Here is a 21,544-nt window from a genome sequence, read left to right on the forward strand (position 1 = left end):
GGGGCCCTGCCTTCATGCACCTACCGCCGGAAGATCACCCCAGCGGGAAACCCGTTCGACTCACACGTTCCATCATCGGTTGAGATACGGCTTCTTAGACCGGTCTAGACAACAAAGAAGCCCCGGGCCGCTGGCCTGGGGCTTTCATGTGGAGCGGGTGACGAGAATCGAACTCGCGCTCTGAGCTTGGGAATCACCGGCGCTTGGATTGGCGAAGTCGCCCTGACCTGCATGTTTACCCGGTCCAGGTGAGCTCGGTGTGGTCTATGGGCGCCGTGCTTGACCGCTGTTGTCCGCTCCGATGGGCACGGATGGGGCACGACGGCCGAGGGGCGATCAGTCCCTCTCGCGAACCGCAACCTGTCGCGTAGTCGGCATCCGTCAGGCCATCAGTCCTCGTGCGGGGACGCGAGCTCGTGAAGTCGTTCCCCGATGTCGTCGGCCCAGGTCTGCGCCCACTGGCGCAGCCCGGCGATCGCCTCCTCGTCGAGTCCGTAGGCGGCGAATTCCGTGTCATCGATCCAGTCGGCTCCGCCCAGCCGAGCTTGGAGCTCGCTGAGATCGAAGGATTCCCGGGCATGGCGCCGGCCGAGTTCCTCGAGTTCGACGGGGTTCCAACGGCCCGTGGCGGACTGCACGTCGATAAGGTCCCTGGCGAGTCCGCGGTCGGCCAAGGCGCGGACCTTCGTGCCCACGACATCTTCGAGGGACAACACCAAGCCGTGCTCGGTGCTTACGGGTGGCCGCCAGAGTGCTTCCTTGAGGATGTCGACCTCGCACTCTTCACGGCTGACAGGGTCGGTGACGATCAGGCGCGCGGACAGAGGGTCTGTTTCCAGAGCGCTGACCTGCCACCCGCGCTGCTCCAAGCCGATGCGTACGGCAGTCGCAATGTTGTCCATGCGCTCGGGGTTTTCGGTCGCGACATCGAGGTCCTGGCTGAGCCGGTCGACCAGGCCGTGCGCCTGGACTGCGTAGCCACCGGTAAGCGCCAGAGGATATTCGCCACCTACGGCGAGCACGTCTGCAAGCAGGCGACGGTGCAGACCGGTGAGGTTCACGCAGCGGCCTGGGTGCTGGCAGCCAGTTCGTCGAAGGAGCGTTCCCAGACTTCACGGACGTCTCGGCTGATCAGCGTGCGCAGTGTGGGCCACAGGCTGATGAGAAGGCCGCGATTGAGGTACTGGACCAGGTCGTCGTGCTGGCCCTCGGCCAACACGATGCGGTAGTAGCTCATCCGCAGCCGGGGCTGGTCGAGGTCGAACGTGGTCAGTCCCGACCACGCCAGGTGGAGGGGCAGGCCCACTGTGCCGTGCTCGGGGCCGGCGAGCTCGGAGAGCGCTGCGGGCGCGCGCCTGGCGAACTTGGCACGGCGGAGATCGGAAAGACTGGGCTGTGATGCCATACGTCGATTATCCAGGGAGAGGCCACGGGCGCCGACCGGACGGTGACAGGGTGCTGGATACAAAGAAGCCCCCGGCCGCTGGCCTGGGGCTTTCTCATGGAGCGGGTGACGAGAATCGAACTCGCGCTCTGAGCTTGGGAATCAGCGGTTCCTAGGTTGTTACAGGGGCCGTGACCTGCGATTTCGGATTGGGCAGGTGAACGGCTCCCGGTCTCCGGGAGCCGTATCTGACCGCTGTTGTCCGCTCTGCTGGGCACGGATGGGGCACGAGGGCTGTGGCGGTGTGACGTGTCCTGCGAGGGGCGTGCTCCGGGTGGACCGGTGTGTCAGAGGGTGATGCGAACCTGGTTGCCGCAGAGCCTGGACATGTCGTCGTCCGCGGTCAGGAGGGCTACCGGCTTTGGCTGGCGGAAGGCGCCCTTGGCATCGATGGCGCACTTGCGCCCGCAGTTCGGCGTCTTTTGAGGAGCTTCGATGCCGCTTTCGCCGCCTGTTCGGTGACCGGCTCCACCTTGGCGCGGGACAGGGGCCCTGTTGGCCAAAGCCTCATTGATGCCAACTACGAGCAGGGCTACCAACGACCTCGAAGAGCCGCCTACATGCGTCGAGGGCGTTATGTCGTCATTCGAGGGGGCGCTAGATGTTAGGCGAGTTCGCCCGAGCTCCCTCGGACGTGTAGCTGATTTACAGTTTGATCTACGCTACCATCAATCACCACTTGTTGAGATAAAAAAGGTACATCCTGGGAGCGGTGGAATGGCTGCGAATATTCGAGAAGTAGTTGTCTTCATTGCATCTCCAGGGGATGTCCAGGGTGAACGCGAAGCAGTGCGAATGGCGGCCGACTCTCTCAACAATTTGCACTCGGCAGTTTCCGCAGTGCGGGTTCGAGTCACGGGATGGGAGCACGTCCAGCCCGAACACGAGCGCCCCCAGGAGGTAATTAATGAACTTGTGGATGAATGCGACATTTTCATCGGAGTGCTGCACAGGAAATGGGGGAGCCCGACAGGTCAATATGATTCAGGATTCGAGGAAGAGTATGAGAGGGCCCTGGGGCGACGAAAGGCAACTGGATCTCCAGAAATGCCAATCTATTTCAAGCGCGTCGAACAAGATTTTCTTGTCGATCCCGGAGAGCATCTGAAGAAAGTCCTGAAATTCCAGCGTCGATTCCAGGAGGAGCACAGCGCACTTTACCGCGAGTTCGCATCCCTTGAAGATTTCAAGCTCAAAATTTACACCTACCTTAACTCGCTTATTGTCTCCAAACTCAAATCCGTTGAGTCAAATGGTGGGGGCGAAGGAAATGCGGCAACCCTGCCGCTGCCACCCGCAGGGGTTACACACATGGAGAAGAAATCCGACCCTGCGAGGAAGGAAATTCTCAGCACATTCTCGGCGTTTTCTGATCTTGCTGTCGAGGGGAAGGCTTCATCGGCTCTTGACCGCGATCGCCTGTTGATGGTCGCGCTAGCTTTTCAGCCAGAGATGGTCTCAATTCCCATGCACGCCTTGAATCGCTTGTATGGCCGTCGGGCAGAGCTCCATCTATCCGCTATGGAGTACAGGACGATGATTTGGACCCTAGCCGACAGCTATGGAAGGGCGGCCCGCGAAGCTCCAAACGTCGCTACACCAGTATGGTATTTTCTCGATTCCCGCAGTAATGACGGCATTCGCGACCTGTTGGACGTACTGGTATCACTTGCCTTTGACGAACACGATGATTTCGTTGTACGTTGTGGCGCCTTCCGGATTCTTTCGTTTATTGCAGCCCGGCCAATTCAATTGTGGGCGAGCGAAAAGGAAGTGGGCGTTTCCGAGGCGTCACTTACCCCAGCAAGCTATCCGGAAATGGATGCAACTCCCATCGGGCGCTGGGAGTTGCATCTTAACAGCAAGGATTCCATCGGCCTAGCGCTCGATTACATGGCGGAAGTGGCCGGCATTCAGGATGTTTCCTTTATTAGAGAGTTGTCTCTGCGCGTTGAATCTAGTTCCACGCGGTTGAGGCTGCAAGCTATCGCCAACTACCTCTCCGACGACTTCGATGGCCTTACACTGCTTGCCACTAGCCATGTGAGCTCGGGCTCTTGGGAGGAAAAATTTCTACTTCAGAAAATCGGGCTGGCCACGGATGAGCAGCTACTTCAATTGATTGGCGCTCGAAATATTCCTATCCAAATCAATCTAGCGGCGGTCGAAACAATTTCTGCGGCCCGTGCTCTCAGTAGTGAAGAAATTTCGCGAGCGCTGAAACGGGATAATGATGCACTGACGAATGCAGTATTCGAAGCTGTGAGCAGATCAGCGACCGCAGAAGCCAAGCTGGCCGTGTTGGAGGCAATTGCAGCATTGGGGAATTCGAATTTCGCAGGCGAGTATAAGCCTCAATTGCTGGCCCTCGCACATAGTTCGGAGGAGCTACGCAAGTTGGCCACTGATCCGCATCGGGCGATTGATGCTTGGCCAGCCCTTGCGCTGGTGGAAAGCGCAGATGCACTGGCTGTAGAAGCTCGCAGCATCTTGGATACTGACTGCGCCTCGCATATAGATGTCGAAAGGCTCGAAGAATTTGGGTATAAAGGTTCTATTCTAGCCTTTGTTCGCGCGAAGGTCCGATGTGCAGCCCTTCGCGTGTTGGAACAACTCGGCGAAAGCCATAAGGAACATGATGCTGATGTGCAGCGAGTCAGGGCTGAACTAGAGAAAAGACACCTAGTTACTCAAGAGATAGCGGCTCGCATCTTGGTCAATTGGGGTAGTGAGGATGATGCTCTGGAAATAGTAGCAGTTGCAGAAATAGTCCGGGACCAGGAGCTGATTTCCGGAGCGATCAAATTGGGCGGCATCAGGATAGCTCGGCATTGCCTTAAAAGTGAGGACTCATGGAAGGCTACGCTATCGGCTGCTGTACTGGTTGAGTGTCACAGTATCGAATATAGAGAGCTTCTAGAATGCATGTACTCCGACCATGCTAAAGTCCGATTTCGTGCCGTTCTGGAATTGAGACGACGATTCAACGATGAGCGACTTGAAGAATTCATTGATATATATCGTGGTCGCTCAAACGGATATTACTACGACGTTGTCGCAGCGATCGATCGTATGCTCTACGCCCCCCTTCCGCTAGCTGAGTATGTGGAAGTAGCGGGAAGTTAAAGCGTCTTCAGGAAACGGCGCAGCTCGATTATGTTTACATGCTCCCGGTCTTTCGGGAGTATTACGATATTAAGTTCCCGGGAGACTATTGCCTCACGAGAGCTGGAAACAAAAGACAGGGCTATCATCTTGATGATGGCTTCCCGCCCCAATGATCCGACACGTGCAAGTTCCGAACCGATTATCGGGATGAACACCGGCTCCAAACTTCCGTGAATTCTGGCGGATTCCCAGACTGCCGTAAGGCTTTTCCAAAGAGCGTCAATCGAGCAGCTGACTTTCAGATTATTCTCTATGCGCCCGTAAGCAGCCGCATAGAATATTCTGTTTTCGCTCCTGAGTGCCGCTACCGTTCCTATTTCATAACGAGCAAGCTTGCCGCGTGGTTTCGCTGATGAGTTCTCGTGGGAGACTGGGCTAATGGTTGACAGTGCATGAGTGAGATCGTCATCTAGGGCGTCAGAATTGTTGGCGTAATATTTGTTTTGGAACTGACCCTGAATGCTTTTTGGGTTGATTACTGCGCCATCGGTCAAGTCTGTGTCGTATGTGTCAGTGAATCCGATCACGATATTGCCCTGTTGGTCAAGTATGTCGCCCTGGACTATTTTGATCGAGAAAGCTGGTGGGTTAAAATCCTGAGTGACACTGGCTTTGGGGAATGAATGCAGAACTCCCCCCAAGGTGCTGACGATGATCAACGTTGCCATAATTGTGGTGTTGTGACTTGCTGTGCGTGGCCACAAAGCAATGACTACTTGCAAGAGGGTTGCCAGGAGTCCGAAATAGGTTAGTGCAACGGTGGCCACATCTGTAACCCCTTGCCGACTGCCAAAAGTGTCGCGCAGACCGGAGTGCAATACTCCTCCTTATTCGAGATCAGATCTACGAGATCCTATTTCTCTCCACGGGACGCCCACAAGTGCTCGCAAGGTCGGCGGAGCGGGTTTGGTCGGTGGCCTGCCCGGTTTGGGGTAGCGCATGAACACGGGTCGTACGCTGGCCGGCAGCTCGGGCAGGCTGTGATTCTGCCCGGAATTTGAACGAGTGGCCGCCTGGTCTTGCTCGACGCGGGACCCGAACCGGGGAGGTGGCTAAAGCCGTGGAGCCGACCGCCCCAGCCACAGAGGGGTGTCTCCCCGCTTCATGCCCGCAGCCGCCGAGCGCGCCGCTGAGGCGGCGCGCCCGCGCTGTGCGCGGGTCTTGATGAACTAGCGAAAGATCTACCGCGCTGAAGTCGGGCACTCCGTGGGTCGTGCCCCCGTACATGGCCGTCGGCCGCCCTTGGCGTGGGAGCGGCCGACAGCGGGTCCGGAGATTGTCAGGCAGATGGGGCGGCCTCGCGGCCCCTTCGCGTTCGGCGGTAGAGGATCTCGTCGAAGGTGGCGCGGGCGCCCGTGGGGTCGATGTAGTGCATGGCCAGGAGGGCCGCGATGACGGCGCCGACCAGGTCGTTCTGGACCTCGGACCAGGTGTGGTCGTCGCCGCAGGTGGTGAGGCCCTTCAGGCCGTGGAGGGCGTGCATCGCCTCGCCGGCTTCCTCCGCGACCTTGCCGACCTGGAGGGCTTTGAGCTCCTCGTCGGGCAGGTGGGCGCCGGCCGCTCGGCAGACGGCGGAGAGCTTCTCGATGTTGTCCCACAGGGTGTCCACGTCGGACCTCCGGTCGATGGGTTCGGTTATTCCTGTGCGGGGCGTCCGAGCTGGCGTACGGTCCATCCGGCCATGCGCCAGGCGTCGGCGTCGATGAGGTTGCGGAGGTCGACGAGGACCGGGGCCGCGGCCAGTGGGGCGAGGGCCTTGGGGTCGGCCTCTCGGAAGTGGGGCCACTCGGTAGCCAGGACGATTAGTTGGGCGCCCTGGACGGAGTTGTCGAGGGCTTCGGCGTAGTCGAGCTCCGGGTGCCGGCGCAGTGCCGTGGGCACGGCGTGCGGGTCGTGGACGGTGACGGTCGCGCCGCGCTGGTGCATGAGGGCGGCGATCGCCAGGGCCGGGGATTCGCGGACATCGTCGGTGCCTGCCTTGAAGGAGGCGCCCCAGACGGTGATGCGTACGCCGTCGACGGGGCGGCCGAGCGTCTGCTCGATGAGCCTCAGTGCGGCGGTGGGGCGGGATTCGTTGACCTCCTCGGCGGCTCGCAGCATGGTCGCTGCCTCGGTGGCGCCCAGGGTGCGGGCGGATGCGGTGAAGGCGCGGACGTCCTTCGGGAGGCAACCGCCGCCATAACCGGGGCCGGCGTTGAGACCGCCGCGGCCGATACGGGGGTCGAGGCCGATGGCCTCGGTGAGCTGCTGGACGTCGGCTCCGGCAGCGGTACACATGTCCGCGACGCCGTTGATGAAGGAGATCTTCATGCCGAGGTAGGCGTTGGCGGCGCCCTTGATGAGTTCGGCGGTGGCGGGGTCGGTGACGAACAGCGGGATCCCGTTCGCCAGGAGAGGTGCGTAAACCTGGCGTGCGGCGTCCTCCGCGCGGGCCGAGGGGACGCCGACGACGATCCGGTCGGGTCGCAGGGTGTCGTCGATGGCGTGGCCCTCACGCAGGAACTAGGGGTTCCAGACGACCTCTACGTCCTCTCCGGCCGGGGAGAGGCGCGCGAGGAGTGCGCCGAGGTCGCGTGAGGTGCCGACGGTGACCGTGGACTTGCCGATGACCACTGCCGGGCGGGTGAGGTGCGGGGCGAGGGCGCGGGCGGCGCCGAAGACTTGGCCGGTGTCGTAGCTCCGTCCGTCCGCGTCGATCGGCGTGCCCACGGCGAGGAAGTGGACGTCCTCCGCGAACTCGGCCGCCTCTTCGAGACTGGTGGTGAAGCGCAGGCGTCCAGTGGCGGCGTGGGTGGTGAGGAGTTCGGGCAAGCCGTCCTCGTAGATGGGGCACTCGCCGGCGTTGAGGCGGTCGATCTTTGCCTGGTCCAGGTCAACGCCGCTGCCATGGCCGATCTCGGCCATGGCAGCGGCGTGGGGGATGCCCAGGTGACCGCAGCCGATGACGGATACGCGCATGGGGTCGACGCTCCTTTGCTTGCCTTTCGCCCGCCCGGTGAGTCCGGGCCGACCGGGTGCGTCACGCTAGCGTCACCACCCGGCGCGGCCCTCTTTGTGCAGGTGAATCAACCAGCTGGCTGCTTCAGGAGATTGACGAGTGCGGGCAGCGCCTCAGCGGCGGTTGCCCGGCACACCAGGTCACCGTCCTGGGGCCCCTCCAGCGGGTACGGCATGAACTGGCCTTCATGCCAGAAGCCCTCCGGGTCCAGGTAGACGATCTGCATGCCGCGAGCACGGGCACGAGCCTGGACCTTGCGTCGGTCGGCGTGCAGGCCGATGACGAGGAGTGCCTTGGCGCCGTCGATCCACTCAACGTCGGGTACGGCTTGGTCGTAGCGGCGCATGAAGCACTCGTCGAGCCCGGCCCGGGCGGCGAGCACGTCGAAGTTGTTGGTGATGACCGGTCCGACGAGGTGTCCGGCGTCCTTCAGTTCCTTCAGTGCCCACATGGCCGGGGTCGGCTCGGCCAGGAAGCAGGCACGGAACACCTCCACGAATTCCGCAGTCTTCTCCTCCGGCGCCGTCAGCACCTCATGGAGGAGGGTGTCCGCTGTCGGGGAGAGGGTGAAGCGGTGCTCCCGCGGCTCGTGGCCCAGGCGGTCGGTGACCCGGTAGATCTCGTGGAGCCGGTGCAGGGGCGGGATGCCCGCCTCGACCGACGTACCGCATCCGATCTCCACCTGAAACGGCCGCAAGTCCGCGAGGACGGACAGGTCAGGCACGCGGGTCGGCGTGCCGGGTCGGTCTTTGAACCTGATTCCGGTGGAGAGCACGTTCCACGGCAGTTGCCGGACAGCGGGCGGCGGCGCGTAGGACACAGAGGCGATCTGCACGTCCAGGCTCCGGTAGCCGGCTGGGAGAGTGCGGCCCGCAGCGGCGTCCTGAGGGTGGACGTCGTGCTCGGTGATCCGGCACTTCAGATCCCGTCGGGTCCATAAGAATCCACCGGGAGCCTCCTTCCAGCCGCCTGCGGCGAGCGAATCCCACAGGGCGTCGTGGTGCGCGGCGACCTCGTCGGCCGGGGCGGACGCGGAGTGATAGAGGTACAGGTCGGTCAAGCCGATGGCAGGTGCAGCCGTGGTGGGCACCAGTCCGTACCGGTAGCGGTAGTGGATGATCCGCCGCCGTGCGTCGTCGGAGTCCGCCCAGCCGGACTGGCCGGCGGTGGCCTTCTCCTGGGTGCGGCGCCAGATGCCTTCCTCGATGTAGCGGGGGCGGTCGGCGTCGCCGAAGTACGTCTTCCAGACCTGCTGCTGGTCGGGGACGAGCTGGTCGATGACGATGTACGGGATGTCCATGATCCCTCCCTGGGGAATCACGCGTGGATGTTCCAGATGGCTGACGAGGTGCCGGTCTTCCCGCTCCGGGCAGCCGAAGCCGCGCTGAGCGGGGCGGTTCTTCAGCGCCGCTCGACGAGAGAGCAGCGTGGGAGGCTCCGACGGTCGAGCGCGGGCAGACGGCGGCGGTGCCGGGAGCGGACTCAGCGGTCGGAGGGCAGACCGGCGTCCGGTGCGACGACGGTGGGCCGCTGCCCTGCTCCTTCAAGGAGGGGGCCAGCGTGCTCACGCAGTGCCCAGGCCGGGCCGACCAGGCCGGCGAAGGCCAGGAACGTGAGCGCGATTCGACCTCCGTGGTCGACCCGCGCAGTTCTGGATGCGGCGATTCGAGCTTGGCGGCGCCGCGCCCCGGTCACGAGGTGCCGCCGAGGGCGCGTTCGTGTGCATCCAAGAGGCGGCTGGTCTGCGCGTACAACCGCTCCAGCTCCGCCGTGGTGAGGATGAGGGCGCCATTGAGGGTCGAGCCGTCATCGAAGTGGAACTCGACGGGAACCGACCCTTGCCGGGCCCTCGGGTCGTAGACCGCGTCCCGGCCTGCCAGCAGCGTGGCGTGGGTGGCATTCACCGGCACGGGCCTGAGCGTCGTCCCGTCGGCGGGCGCGGACCACTGGGTCCCGCCCCCGGGCGGGCGCAGGTGGTAGGTCGTGGCGGAGCCCTCACCGGGGAGGGCGACCACGACCCCCACACGGTCCTCGCGGGCGCTGTCGGTGGCGAGGTCGCCAAGCTGGGGAACGAAGGGAGCTGCGGTACCTAACCCGGATCCCTGCGAGGGAAGGTGGGGAGAACGTCGTCGCGTCATGCCCTGAAGTTAGGGACAGGGCAACCCTCGAATATGAGCCGGAGGAATACGACCCCTATCCGTCCAGGTGAAAGCGGTCGGACATGCGCCGCAGCTTTTCCCGCGTGGCTGCTCGTTCCGCGTAGACGATGCTGCGAAGCGTCGAACGGGCGATGGGGTGGTTCCGTACGAGCTGGGGCGCGATCCGCTCGGCTGTCTCCAACTCGGCCAGGGCCTTGCCCCGGTTCCCGTCCCACAGCCAGGCGCGCGCGACGTCCATGTGGTGGTGTCCTTGACGGGAGTTGGGTAGCGAACCCACCAGTCCCGGGCTGGTACGGCGGTTTATCTCCAGCGCCTTGCCCTGCTTGCCCATCTCCAGGGCCACGCTGATCGCGTGGATCTGCACGTTCCCGGCGGAGAACGTCAGCGAATGCCGGTCGTACACCGGTGCACCGACATAAGCGTCCATGCGCTCGGCAGCAGCCTTCGCGTGTCCGATCCGGTCCTCGGCCTCCGAGGCGCGGCCGGCTCGGGCGGCAGAGACCGCAGCCCGTAGCTGCAGCGTGCCCCAGGCCCGCACGGCCAGCGGCTCACCACGGTCGTACTCCTGCTCCACCGAGGTGATCGCCTTGTCCGATAGCGTCAGAGCGTCGGCCCAGTCAGCCGTCGCCCACATGTCCCAGACCCTCATCCAGTCGGCGACCGCGGGCAGCACCGGATCTCCCGACAACCTGGCTGACCAGGCGGCCCGCTCGCAGGCCATGGCGACCAGTTCGGGGTGCCCGAGGGAGTGGGCGGCGGTGTGTGCGAACTTGCAGCACACGGCGTAGATGGCATACGCCTCCTCCCGCTCGTGCCCCTCCGACTCCTCAGCCAGGGTGCGCGCCTCGCGGAACAGGTCCGGGAGAACGCGGAGGATCGCCACGTTGGAAGCGGTGTCCCGCAAGCGGTGCAACCGGGTTACCTCACGCCACAGCTGTGATGCGGGCCGCGGAGCCCCGTCGAAGACGGGGACGAGGTCGTAGCGGCGCAGCTCGCGCAGAATCGACGAGGCGGCAACTTGCCACTGGTTGTCGTCTGGGGAACTGCTGTACGGCCGCCCGATCAGGTCGTTCGGATGGACGTGCAGCTCCGCGGCCACCTGGTTGAGCAGCCCGACCCGGTCCAGCTCGATCAGGCCACGTTCCATCTTCGATACCCAGCCCTGCGACTTTCCCAGGGCCGTCGCCAGGTCGGCCTGCGGCATGCCCAACCGCAGCCTCGCCCTGCGAACGCGCTTGCCGATCTCCTCGGCTTCCTCCAGCATCAGGACACCTCCCGGCCGCCGGACGATCCGGCGCGATCGCCGGTCTGTCCGTACAGAGTTCGTCTCCAGCACGGTACCCATGACGCGGCTTGCGCGTGAGACGAGCTGGGTCTGACGGCGCATGCAGCTGCCCGGCCAGGCGGACTTGTAGAACCCCGCGGCGTAGCGTGCATGCCTGATGATGACCGGCTTTCACGACGCGGGTGCAAGCCGAAGGCAGAAGAGTCCGCCCTCGGTGATGAGAACTACCGTCCCCTCGCAGATGAGTGTGATGCTTCGGATCGCTACGCCAAGGTGCACTTGGCACAGTAGACGTTTCGATTCTGCCTCCACGAGCAAGACGGTGCCGTCGCTCGTACACACGACTACTGCGCCACGCTCTTCGACTGTGGTGAGTGCGAGGTGTGTGACCGGTTGAGCGCGTGGCAGCTTCCACTCCCACTCAACGGATGCATCCAAGATGGAGGCGACGCTAACCAAGCCGGCCTGGTCTGCCATTCCCATGACCGGTGATCCGTTCCACACTGCCAGATCGTGTGCGTACGATAAATCGCTCGGGTTTGCTGCGAGATTAATGTAATCCTGCTGAGTGGAACCGATATGGACTTTCGCGATCTCGACGAAGTCGGGCAAATCGAAGACTCTGATGGCTTGCTCTTCCAAGTCCACCACCGAGAGCAGTGCCTTTCCGGCCACGGCCAGTGTCCGGAGACTTCGACAGCTGGAGGCGGTTATGTGCCCCTCGTGGGCACCATTGATACCCCAGACGGTGAGCCCGGCAGGGGAGAGGCCAGCGAGTAGTGGTCGTCCATCGCGTAATGTCACCTGCATCTCTGTGATGGGTCTAATGAAGCCCCCACTCAGGCGTACGCGGTGGGATGAGGAGCCCTCGAATACGCGCACTGAGTGCGGAGCCCGCCATCGCCGTAGCCATCGGTAAGCGATGATTGGCGCTCCCGGCTTACCGCAATAGGACATATCCGACAGGCGCATTTCTTCCAGTAGCCCACAGTCGAAGGTTGAGAGCACTTGCCCAGAGGCTGGATCGATAAGCCGGGGTGGCTTGGTGAATTGGCACTGCATAAGGGCGGTCTTGCCGGATACATCTCCCATGACCAAGCCGGTGTAATGGGCGTAGAGAGCGTCAGATCGACGCTCTCTCGGCGCTATCTCCACTTCCAGAGGTATATTTCTGACCTGGACGGAACCGCCGCTCGCCCGCCACGTAAGAATGTCTGCGCGTGCCGAGTCGGAGGGAACCACTATGAGCTGTGCCGACTTGGATAACTCGGTGTGGAGCCAGTTGGTCTGTTTACCAGCGACATTCGTAACCCTGACAAATGAAGAGCTGGCCCACAGACGATATGAGCCAGTTTCCATCATCGCTAGCGCTGATGGACCAATGCCGCGACGATAAAACCATTCCGTCACTCTTCTTCGCCGGATTACTGCCTGCGCCCGCCCCGTGAGCCGAGGGCGCCCCTCCGACGACACGAGGATGTGGCCCCGGTGCACGGCGAGCGCTGCCACGTTTCTGCCTTTCAACCGGTAATGACGGGCGTCGCAGACGCGCCAGCCCTGACCTGGGTCCACGGACCAGATCGCGAGTTCCGCGCGGCCCGCAAGCCGGGGTGCTGTCCGTCCCACCCCTACCGTTGCCGCTACGACCAAGCGGCCGTCGGCTATCCCCATGACCAGCTGCTGTGGATGCCGTAGTCCAGAGAACAAGACCGCGGCTGAGTCTCTCTCGCGGTGCTTTTCACCGGAGGTGCGCATCTGAGACGTTAGTCGTGCCAGGACTGAACCCGTGCCTGCGTCGATCAGTTGCACCGTGCCGTCGGTTGCCATGAGTCCGATCACACAGGTGTCGCCCACTCTGGCGAGTGCACAGCGCACCGCTTTGGTGCCCACGGGCATCCCCAGCCGATGGCGTGTCGTGGCATCGAAAACTTCGACCGTGCTGTCCCATCCGTTGTCCTGTTTGGACTGGACGAGTAGCCAGGGCGAGAGCTCTCCTTCGCAAGCCGCGAGCGCCAGGATGTTCTGTGAGGACGCGGAAGGCAACTGCCCAAGACGCACTCCCGTGTCGAAGTCCCAAAGTTCGAGCCCGCCCAAAGCCTGGGCGGTGGCCAGCACCTTCGTTTTAGAGACATAAAGAACCTTGGTTCCCCTCAAGGGGGCGGGGAATACGCCGATGGCCCGGAAAGGGTAGGGACGCATCGGCGTCTCGGCCCACAGCGTGTCCCAGGGGAGGGTGGGGAACCGCAGCCGTACCGCTTCGGCAAGGGTATGTGCGCCGGACTGTATTGCAGAGAGACGCAGCTGGGCTGCTGGTGAAATAGCGGCATTCCTTGCCAACAACATGGGCGCACAGCGCTCGTACGCGGCGCGTGCTGCCTGCGCCTCGGCCCCCCGGACATGCCCTAGTGCACGATGTAGGGCTGCTGTCTCGGCGACCAACAAGTAGGACGGATCGAGGACGAGGTCGTCGAGTAGGGCACCACCGGCGGCGTGGCTGGCTAGGTGTGCACGAACGTACGGGTCTGCATCCGACCATGTGTATGTCTGGGTCGCAGGATCAACCGGCACAGTCGCCAAGAGCGCTGCGGTGATGTGCTCGGCTGCTCCCGGCCCTGCAGCGGCCCGGAGTTCCTGAGCGTACGACTCGTGATAGAGGCGGTACACAGAGCGTGGTTGGCCGTCCGCGCTGAGTCCTTCGTCTTCGACGATGTGTGCACTCGCCGATTCCAAGATCCAGCAGATGTCTTCGCCGGTGACATCGTCACCCGTGAGGGCGGCAGCGGTTGCACGCCAAATATCTCCTGCGGGGAGCCCGGATCCCTCGGCGTGGGCAAGGGCGGTCAAGAGAGCGCGGCCCCTGTCCTCACGGTCTCGCAACTGTTCGTGCAGGGCCCAGCGGAATGCTGGGCCCGCCGAACCGTCCGGGACCGCCCTGAATCCCGGAAGCTCTTCCTTCCAGCCGGGCACGCTTGCGTCGATTGGCTGTTTGCGACTGGCGAGCGGTCGGGCGATCAGGCGAGCGACCAGATAGTTCCGGTCGGCGAGTGCCGAGATGGCGCGAGCCACCGGCTTCGCTGTGGCTTCGGTATAGGCGCTGATACTGCCGGGGCCGTCGGGAGCGAGGAGAAGCCGGCAGGAAAAATCCTCGATGTCTTGCTCTCCGGTCCAGCGTGGTTCGTCGAGGTCCAAGCTAACGAACTCATTGCCGAGAGCATTCCGAACGTGTGGCCGGGCACCGACCAGCACGCGTATACAGGGCAGTTGCGATAGCGGGACGAGCAGGGCTGCAGCAATGCGATGAGGCTCAACATCGCCGGCTGCCGTCCCTGCCTCATCGAGGGCGTCGACGACGAGCACCAACGGTTCGGCTCGGACGGTAAGCGCGGCAATGAGCCGTTCCGGGTCGGTCTCGGCCAGGCCAACAGCGTCAGCGATGCCTGCGGTCACATCTTCGAGAAGTTTGTGCCGGGCGTGTACAGCGACGTGTACCCGCTGTCGGGGTTGCTTCGTGTCGTGATCGACATCGGGCAGTGCCATCCGAAGCAGTGGATCAGCGAGGAGTACCAGGCGGCCGAGAAGCGAAGACTTGCCGACTCCGCCCCGGCCGGTCACGACTGCACAGCGGCCGAGTAGCTGAGACCTTCCGTCCAGCCAGTCGATCAGCTCAGTCAGGGCGGCCGAGCGTCCAGTGAAGTAGGAGCCTGTGGTCCCAGTGCTGGCGTCCATGCCATGGCCGCGTGGCCCGAAATGGGTGAGGAGTTCTTCGCGACGTCGGCGTCCTTCCGGGCTGACCCATGTGCGCTGTTCGGCGAGGTCCATGCCCTCATCTGGCACGTTCGGCGTGTAGCGGGGGTTGGGGATGAAGGAGAATCCTTCACCGCTCGGCAGAGTGCCCCATGTGGCATGCTGATAGGGGCTGTGTTCGGCGAGGATTTCGTTGACTCGGTCCACGATCTGCTCTAGATAGAGTTTGGGCTGCCGGTGCCCGCCCAGACCTGGGTCGCTGATCGCTGTTTCGAGGGCGTCTGCAAAGGCCCCGTCTTCGGCCAGTTCGTGGGATCGGGCGGCTGCGATTACCGAGAAGGCAACGAGGCGGTGTTCGTCGGCTGCGCGGGTGGTGCTTAGCCGGGCACCGAGGTCTCTGGCCACCGAGCGGGCGGCATCGACGCCGCCTTGCCCCGCGTAGCAAGTGTCGATGATCAGCAGGAGCCGCTGAATTCCGCTCTCGCTAACGATCCGGACGACGTCCTCGGTAGCCAGGGCAGTACCGGCAAGGCGGTCACTGCGGCTGTCTCGACACAGCAAGTAGTGGCGTTCGTGATCGCGATCCCCGTGGCCGCTGTAATAGAGGACGAGCGCATCCTCTGCCCGATCCTTAGCGTCGGCCCAGTCGGTCAGTCCGGTACGGAAGCCTTCACATGTCTCGTCTAATAACCGATGTCCGGCCTCGTAGCCAAGTGAACTGAAGATGTTGCTGACCGTGTCGATATCCGCGCGAACCCGTGGAAGCCTTGAGTGGTGGTCATAGCGTGCGGTGCCAGCGACGAGGAGCGCCCGCCGGACCGCGTCTGGTGCGGCTGGGGTCATGGAGTCATCCGCAGGCCCTCGGAGATCGCGGATCCTGTCTCCGCAGCGGTGAGGTGGGGCTCGATCGCATGCGCCTGCCAGCCATTATCGATGAGGATGTCTCGAACGATACGCTCGCCGTCGTTGAACAGCGGATTTAGGCGCTTGGTTAGCGCAACGACGTCGCGTCGGTCGCAGAGATTCGTCCAGGCTCTCACGTTGCCGGGCCAACTACCCCTCCCGGAGCGTGGTTGGGGTAGCAGACGATCGAAGACTAGATTCGGTATACCTAGGGGCGAGCCAATGGTGACGAGAGTGTGGACTGGCCACTCTGGATGTGCGCAGAGCGCTTCGTAAGAGACGACGGAGCCAAGTGAATGGCCGACGATCACACGGGTGTCTGCCGTGACGGTGGCGGAAATCTCCGCCTGGACGTGCTCGCGGACATCCGGGTTCGTGAGGTAGAGACGAAGCTGCTTAAGTATCCCGATGAGGAATCGGTCAGCCGTCCGTGCGAAGAAGCGGGAGCGACTGAGCGCGTATAGGGCACGCTGCACACTCTGTGGCGTTGACGCCTTACTGGTTCCTGTCACCGCAGGTGGTGGTACCTGGTCTGGTTCGAGGCGATGTGCCTCCGCCCACCAGCGGATGAGCAATTCAATCTCGAATGGCTCGGTCACGTCCCTATGCGTGTAGGCCAGTTCGCCCTTTGAAGCAGTTCCCAGCGGGCGGAACAGGTGTCCGTAGAAGGCGACGCGGATGCTCTCCGGCTTCACCTCCGTGGCTCCGGCGCGGCTCAGCCCATCCAGAAGCGCAGTGGAGACCGGTACGTGCAGTGAGTTGGGACCCGAGTGCTGATTCCCGATGCCGTGCACGACCACGATTGCGGACACTGTTCCTCCCCAGGCTCAGTGTCCGAGATGATACTCGGCAGTGAGGCTGAGTCGCGGAGCTGATTCACCAATCGGCTCACCAACCTGAGGAGTCGGCGACCAGCTCACAGCTGGAGCCGAGATCATGGTCTCTGCGATCCTCTCCGATCCGGGGTACCTGCCGAGCGGGGCCGCCAGGGCCTGGCGCTGGGCGCCCGAGATGGAAGAGGTCGCCGATACCCTCCGGGCAGCCGACCTGCCCGCCGACATGGCCGAGGCCACGGCTCGGGCCCTTTCGTTCTGGGAACAGGACAAGGACCAGTACGACTTGCCGGTCGCGCAGGTCCTCTCTCAGCTCCGGTCGGGAAGAACCGCTTGACCCTGCTCCCGCTGAGAGCGCCTGCCCAGGGCTGATCACCTACGCCGAGGCTGAGGGGTAGCGGTGGGTGCGGCCGGTGTCGCAGGCTTCGGGAGAGCTGCGGGGCGTAGGACGGTGCTACGTGCCTGAGCTTGTCGGCTTGGAGCGGGCCTCTGCGAGAGCCGTTGCACGCGCCAGGCCAGTGTGCGTGCTGGGGAGCGGGCGTCGTCGAGGGCGCGTTCGTCTGCCGCCTGCTGCAATAGCCGGCCGGGATCGTGGCCTGCGGTCTCCGCGGCGGCCAATGCGGTGGTCAGCGCATCGGTGGCGGGGTCGGCGAGGATTTCGTCGGCGTGTGCGGGGGCAGTCTGGCGGATGAGCTGGGCGTACCGGACTGCGACCTTCTGAGGCGGTCGATGCTGGCCGGCGGCAAGCAGGTGCCTGGATGAGGTTCGCTCGTAGGCGGCCTGGAGATGGAGCAGAGTCTGCTGGGAGGCTGCGGCCTGCTGGTTGTGCTGTCGTTGGTCGTGCCAGCGGGCGGCGGCGATGACGGCCAGGAGCGCGGCATCGAGGAACATCGCCAGGAGAGCTCCGTCCTTGGGTGATGGCTCGCGAAGCATAGATTTCACCGCCCCGCGCAGGGCACGGGCGTGGTGGTGTTCGGCGTGGATACGTGAACGGGTTGCCCGTTCGAAGGCAGAGGCCGCTGCACGGAGTTCGGTACGGATGTCCGGTGGTGCGGTGAGGGCCACAGCGTCGAGTGCTTCGCCGAGGGCGGCCAAGTGGGCCTGGGCGGCTTCGGCGTCCGGCCGACCGAGGTGATGGGGGATGCGCTCCGTGGCTGCGGTGGCTTGATGCCACGGGTGCGGCCGTAGAAGCCCGTTGGGATTGCCGACCGGGATGACTGCTGCGGCGAGACGGCTCTGGATCTTGGGGAGGGAGAGGTCCGGTGACAGCGTGGAGCCGGAGAACCACACCGGCTCTCCTTCTGCGTTCGTGTTGTGCTCCAGGGCGACTTTGTAGCCGCGTGGTTCTCCGGAGGGAAAGTGCAGGACCTCGACGAGGACGCCGCTGGTGCGGGTGAGTAGAGCGAGAAACTCCTCGGTGGTGGTGGCAGCAGCCGCTGCTGTGCGGACAAGGGTGCGCAGGCGTACGCGGGCAGGCTTGTCACGGCCGGTGCGGTGGGCCTTCTCCCGCTCCGCACGGGTGGGCCGTTTGGCGGCGGTGCGGTCTCCACGTACGACTTGGAAGAGGCCGTATTCCTCCTCGACGGCTGCGAGTTCGCGGTCGGCGGTGAGGTAGTCGTTCCAGTGGCGTGCGGTGCGCAGGTCGCCTCGGATCTTGGTGGCGGCGATGTGGATGTGGTCGTCGGCATGCCGGACGGCGACCCATCGGCAGCCGTCGGGATCGTCTGTCGGTGCGATGCCGGTTGCTGTGACGACACGACGGGCGATCTCCGCCCATTCTGCGTCGTCGAGGATGCGGTCGCCGGGTGCTGCGCGGACGGAGCAGTGCCACACGTGCTGCTTCGGGGCCCGGCCGAGTCGCTTGGCTTGCTGCACGCGTAGGTCGAGGTCGGCCACGAGGAGCTTCTTCGTGGCGGCGATGTCGTCGGAGCGGCCGGGGTCGGGTGCGAAGCAGTCCCAGGAGGCGACGAGGTGCGGGTCGGTGTGTTCGTTGGCCCGGCCGGGGCCGAAGAGGTAGCGGATGAGGCCGGCTGTGCTCTTGCCGCTGCTGATCTTCGCAATCACCGCGGCCCCTTTGTGGCGGCGGCCTGAGTGGCGGCTGCGGCAATGTGGCGGATGGTGGTGCCGACCGTTCCGAGGGCGCGTTCCGCATGGTCGAGGAGTGCGGTGTCCCCACCGTGTGGACAGTCGCCGGAGTTGAGCTTCTTGGCGATCTGGTTGATGTTGTGGCCGATCTTGGCGACCTCGCCTCGGAGGGCGGTGAGTTCGTCGATGTAGTCGTCGAGCTGGGTGCGCTGACCGGGCAGTGCGAGGTCTCCGTGGATGTGGGCCATGACGACGGCGCCGACGTAGTGGGCGGCGGCGATGTTCAGCGAGCGGGCCACGGTGAGGATCGCTGTCTTCTCGTCGGTGCTGTAGCGGACGTCGACGCGTTCTTTGCGCTGGGTCTCTTTGCGCTGACGGCGGCGGGCGACTCGGTGCAGCGCGGCGGCTTCGGCGGCACGCTGCGGCAGCACAGTGCGGGTGGTGGTGTCCACGGGCTTGATCCTGTCGGGCGCCCCCTGGCGCCCGAGCTCCTCCGCCACCCCCGGGGCGGAGGCATCTGCGTTGGACCGGCCCGTGGACGGTCCAACGCCATACCTTGCTCCGCCTGATGCCGGGGTGGAGGTGGTCTGCTGCTGCGCCGACGAGGTCTCGCGGACGGGCCTGTGCATGTGGGCTCCTGCAAGCGATGGTTGAGGGAGAGGGCCCGTTCCCCCCGTGCTGATTCATGGGAGGAACGGGCTGGGGTGACGTGGGGTGCGAGGTTCAGTCGGTGCTTGTGGTGACGGCATCGAGCTCGGCCTGCAGCAGGTCCTTGACCTTGTCCAGGCGGGCACGTGACATGCCGAATCCGTTGTCCCGGATCGCCTTCTCGACGTTGCGGCGGGAAATGCTGCCGCCTCGTCCGAGGGGAGCCGTGCGTCCGATGGCCACGGCCTGCTCCAGGGAAACGCTCGACTGCTTGCCTCCCGGCTTACCGGGCTGCTGCGGCACATCGGTGTCCGTGTCCGTGTCCGTGTTGTGTGGCGGCGCGAGCTCACCGATGGTGTGTTCCGCACCGGGTTCGTGGCGGTCGTCGCTGTTGTGGCGGTCGGTGGCTGTGGGGCGTCGGGCCACGAGGAGGTAGAAGTGGACGGCTCCGGCCAGGGCGAGCGGGGCGATGGCGGAGATGACGCCGACGGTGATGTTGTCGAGGGCGAGGTTGGTGTGGCGGGTCTGCAGGTTGAGGCGGACGGCGTGCAGGACGTTGGCCCAGATGCTTGTGGCGGTGGCGACGCCGACCAGGGCGGAGACGTAGAGGCGGGCGGACAGGGGTGCGGTCCGCAGGATGAGCAGGGCGCCGATCCCGATGGCGATGAACCCGTCGATGACGAGTGGGAAGGCATAGGTGAGCGCCCGGTGGATGTGGCTGGCGGCGGCCATCTGACGCAGCGCGTCGTAGGACAGTGCGAAGGCGGCCACGGCCAGCAGCGAGACGCCCGTGCGGATCGCGGTGGCCAGTGGCAGCGGGGCAGACGGTGCCGTGGTGATGGCGGGGGAGGGCAAGGGAAATGCTCCAGAGTGCGGGTGCGGCTGAGGTGGCCCTGAGGGCGGGGGACCCGTCACGACTCGTCGCGTGCCTGGTCAGGGCCGGTACGAGTGCGGCGGTAGTGACGAGTCGACTCGTCACCGGACCGAGACTCGTCACCGCGCTGACCTGCGCGGGGACGGGTCGTGACGGGTCGTGCCGGGTCAGGCCCCGGTCGCCGTTTCGGGGGTGTGCTCGGGGCAGTAGCGGGCCCAGGAGTCGGCGAACTGCAGGCGGGTGAAGCCACGGGCCTGGACGTTGCCGTGGAAGCGGCGGGTGACCGAGCTGATGTCGTACTCCTTGAGCAGGAGTTGCAGGCCCCGAGGGGTCAGTCCGTGGGTGGTGTACTCCGCCCAGGGCATCTCGTCGTCCTGGTTGAGGATGTCGAGGAGTCGGCTGGTGCGAAGTGCCGGCGGGTTGCCTTCGGTGGTGAAGGCGCGGCGGATGTCGGCCAGGAGGCGGATGCCCAGGCTGCTGCGGTCCTGGTCGTGCTCGGCTTCGTGCTTGGCCATGATCCGGCAGGCGGTGCGGGCGAGGTCCGGCCATGCTCCGCCGGCGAGATCGGCGACGCTCACCAGCGGCTGCCAAGTGTCGGCCGCCCGGTCTTCGACCGGCATGGCCGGTGTCAGCTCCATCGCCTCGGCGTGCAGGGGAGTCAGCCAGGCGACGAGCCGGTCACGTAGCGCGTGGAGGGGCGGGGTGTCACGGAAGGTGCGGAACTCCGCCACCTTCTCGCCCGGCCTGCGGCGCCGCATCCGGATGACGATCGACCGGTCCATGATCGTGTCCGGCAGGTCGCCGATGCCGGCGAGGGCCGCCATGGCGAAGGTGGGGAACTTCGATACCTCGTGGTTGGGTCCGGAGACCCGCAGGGTGGGGCGGTTGCGCTGGTGCCCCGCGTTGAGCAGGCCACGCATTTCCTCGTTCTTCTCCGCGACCTTCGCGGAGCCGAAGAGCGTGTCGGCCTCGTCGACCAGCAGGGTGGGCGGCGTGGCGGTGATCGACCGGAACACCGCGGCGGCCGACGCGTTGACCGTGATCAGCGGATCGTGGACGCTCTCGGTGATCACGTCCAGCAGCCGAGACTTGCCGCACCGCTTCGCGGGCCCCACGACGGCCAGTCGCGGAGCGTGCTGCCACGCCGTCTGCAAGTGCGTAGCCGCAACCCACAGGGTCACGGCTGTGAAAGCCTCCCCGCTCGGCAGTACGACGTAGCGGCGAATCTGCTCCCGCAGCTCCGCGAGCACCGCCTCGCCTTCGGACAGCGGAGCAGGTTCGGGCTCCTCTGCCGGCGGCGGTACGGGCTCGGCGGGGCGGCCGGGTATGGCCACCGACGGCCATAGGGCGGCGGTGTTCGGAAGGGATGGCGTGCTCTGGGCGGGATCGTCCATACTGGACAT

General features: G+C 64.5%; 14 protein-coding genes and 3 pseudogenes. 2 read left to right on the forward strand and 15 right to left on the reverse strand.

All coding sequences use genetic code 11. The features are described 5' to 3' along the window. Window positions 1-389: 389 nt before the first annotated feature. The 3 genes and pseudogenes from ACIRD8_RS36205 to ACIRD8_RS36215 form a co-directional block, all read right to left on the reverse strand. Window positions 390-1,061 (reverse strand): nucleotidyl transferase AbiEii/AbiGii toxin family protein, encoded by a 672-nt coding sequence (locus ACIRD8_RS36205; RefSeq protein ID WP_404001550.1) that lies wholly within the window; start codon window positions 1,059-1,061, stop codon window positions 390-392. After that, window positions 1,058-1,405: a transcriptional regulator gene (locus ACIRD8_RS36210; protein WP_404001553.1), complete on the reverse strand. Its 348-nt coding sequence runs from the start codon at window positions 1,403-1,405 to the stop codon at window positions 1,058-1,060. Before ACIRD8_RS36210 ends, ACIRD8_RS36205 begins: the two co-directional genes overlap by 4 nt. 326 nt (window positions 1,406-1,731) lie before the next feature. Beyond that, a pseudogene (locus ACIRD8_RS36215) lies at window positions 1,732-1,931 on the reverse strand (DNA-binding protein); the annotation flags it as partial. A gap of 230 nt (window positions 1,932-2,161) precedes the next feature. Here ACIRD8_RS36215 and ACIRD8_RS36220 point away from each other — a divergent pair. Beyond that, window positions 2,162-4,570, forward strand: a complete 2,409-nt coding sequence (locus tag ACIRD8_RS36220) for a DUF4062 domain-containing protein (protein ID WP_404001556.1) — start codon at window positions 2,162-2,164, stop codon at window positions 4,568-4,570. On the opposite strand, the gene ACIRD8_RS36225 is transcribed toward ACIRD8_RS36220, so the two are convergent. The 8 genes and pseudogenes from ACIRD8_RS36225 to ACIRD8_RS36260 all read right to left on the reverse strand — a co-directional run bounded on the left by ACIRD8_RS36225 (window position 4,567) and on the right by ACIRD8_RS36260 (window position 16,513). Further along, window positions 4,567-5,379 (reverse strand): macro domain-containing protein, encoded by an 813-nt coding sequence (locus ACIRD8_RS36225; protein WP_404001559.1) that lies wholly within the window; start codon window positions 5,377-5,379, stop codon window positions 4,567-4,569. The genes ACIRD8_RS36220 and ACIRD8_RS36225 overlap by 4 nt on opposite strands. 512 nt (window positions 5,380-5,891) lie before the next feature. After that, entirely contained in the window at window positions 5,892-6,221 is a 330-nt protein-coding gene (locus ACIRD8_RS36230) for a MazG-like family protein (protein ID WP_404001561.1), read from the reverse strand. 26 nt (window positions 6,222-6,247) lie between these two features. Beyond that, window positions 6,248-7,570 (reverse strand): annotated as a pseudogene (locus tag ACIRD8_RS36235) (UDP-glucose dehydrogenase family protein). A gap of 107 nt (window positions 7,571-7,677) precedes the next feature. Beyond that, window positions 7,678-8,910 carry a hypothetical protein gene (locus tag ACIRD8_RS36240; RefSeq protein ID WP_404001564.1) on the reverse strand — a complete coding sequence of 411 codons (1,233 nt, stop codon included), beginning with the start codon at window positions 8,908-8,910 and terminating at the stop codon, window positions 7,678-7,680. A 391-nt stretch (window positions 8,911-9,301) separates the two neighbouring features. Beyond that, entirely contained in the window at window positions 9,302-9,625 is a 324-nt protein-coding gene (locus tag ACIRD8_RS36245) for a hypothetical protein (RefSeq protein ID WP_404001567.1), read from the reverse strand. A 178-nt stretch (window positions 9,626-9,803) separates the two neighbouring features. After that, window positions 9,804-11,033 (reverse strand): helix-turn-helix domain-containing protein, encoded by a 1,230-nt coding sequence (locus tag ACIRD8_RS36250; RefSeq protein ID WP_404001570.1) that lies wholly within the window; start codon window positions 11,031-11,033, stop codon window positions 9,804-9,806. Between the two features lie 192 nt (window positions 11,034-11,225). Beyond that, window positions 11,226-15,641, reverse strand: a complete 4,416-nt coding sequence (locus ACIRD8_RS36255; protein WP_404001573.1) for a caspase family protein — start codon at window positions 15,639-15,641, stop codon at window positions 11,226-11,228. Then, window positions 15,638-16,513, reverse strand: coding sequence for a hypothetical protein (locus ACIRD8_RS36260; protein WP_404001576.1), 876 nt, complete (start codon window positions 16,511-16,513; stop codon window positions 15,638-15,640). The genes ACIRD8_RS36255 and ACIRD8_RS36260 overlap by 4 nt, the downstream gene beginning before the upstream one ends. A gap of 88 nt (window positions 16,514-16,601) precedes the next feature. On the opposite strand from ACIRD8_RS36260, the pseudogene ACIRD8_RS36265 reads away from it, so the two are divergent. Next, window positions 16,602-16,871, forward strand: a pseudogene (locus ACIRD8_RS36265) (DUF1932 domain-containing protein); the annotation flags it as partial. A 35-nt stretch (window positions 16,872-16,906) separates the two neighbouring features. On the opposite strand, the gene ACIRD8_RS36270 reads toward ACIRD8_RS36265, so the two are convergent. The 4 genes from ACIRD8_RS36270 to ACIRD8_RS36285 form a co-directional block, all read right to left on the reverse strand. Next, on the reverse strand, window positions 16,907-18,598 hold the full coding sequence (locus ACIRD8_RS36270) for a relaxase/mobilization nuclease domain-containing protein (RefSeq protein WP_404001579.1): 1,692 nt from the start codon (window positions 18,596-18,598) through the stop codon (window positions 16,907-16,909). Further along, a complete protein-coding gene (gene mobC, locus ACIRD8_RS36275) occupies window positions 18,595-19,119 on the reverse strand; it encodes a plasmid mobilization relaxosome protein MobC (protein WP_404001650.1) in 525 nt (174 codons plus the stop codon). The genes ACIRD8_RS36270 and mobC overlap by 4 nt, the downstream gene beginning before the upstream one ends. Window positions 19,120-19,342: 223 nt before the next feature. Further along, window positions 19,343-20,122: a DUF2637 domain-containing protein gene (locus ACIRD8_RS36280; protein ID WP_404001582.1), complete on the reverse strand. Its 780-nt coding sequence runs from the start codon at window positions 20,120-20,122 to the stop codon at window positions 19,343-19,345. 186 nt (window positions 20,123-20,308) lie between these two features. After that, a complete protein-coding gene (locus ACIRD8_RS36285; protein WP_404001653.1) occupies window positions 20,309-21,535 on the reverse strand; it encodes a DUF3631 domain-containing protein in 1,227 nt (408 codons plus the stop codon). Between the last annotated feature and the right edge of the window lie 9 nt (window positions 21,536-21,544).

Source organism: Streptomyces sp. NPDC102451, from assembly GCF_044765485.1.
Classification (GTDB): Bacteria; Actinomycetota; Actinomycetes; order Streptomycetales; family Streptomycetaceae; genus Streptomyces.

What these genes read in the sequence shown, in the direction of transcription:
- ACIRD8_RS36255 (WP_404001573.1), bottom strand. Translation starts at nt 15,641, where the DNA reads ATGACCCCAGCCGCACCAGACGCGGTCCGGCGGGCGCTCCTCGTCGCT.
- ACIRD8_RS36220 (WP_404001556.1), top strand. Translation starts at nt 2,162, where the DNA reads ATGGCTGCGAATATTCGAGAAGTAGTTGTCTTCATTGCATCTCCAGGG.
- ACIRD8_RS36210 (WP_404001553.1), bottom strand. Translation starts at nt 1,405, where the DNA reads ATGGCATCACAGCCCAGTCTTTCCGATCTCCGCCGTGCCAAGTTCGCC.
- ACIRD8_RS36285 (WP_404001653.1), bottom strand. Translation starts at nt 21,535, where the DNA reads ATGGACGATCCCGCCCAGAGCACGCCATCCCTTCCGAACACCGCCGCC.
- ACIRD8_RS36250 (WP_404001570.1), bottom strand. Translation starts at nt 11,033, where the DNA reads ATGCTGGAGGAAGCCGAGGAGATCGGCAAGCGCGTTCGCAGGGCGAGG.
- ACIRD8_RS36240 (WP_404001564.1), bottom strand. Translation starts at nt 8,910, where the DNA reads ATGGACATCCCGTACATCGTCATCGACCAGCTCGTCCCCGACCAGCAG.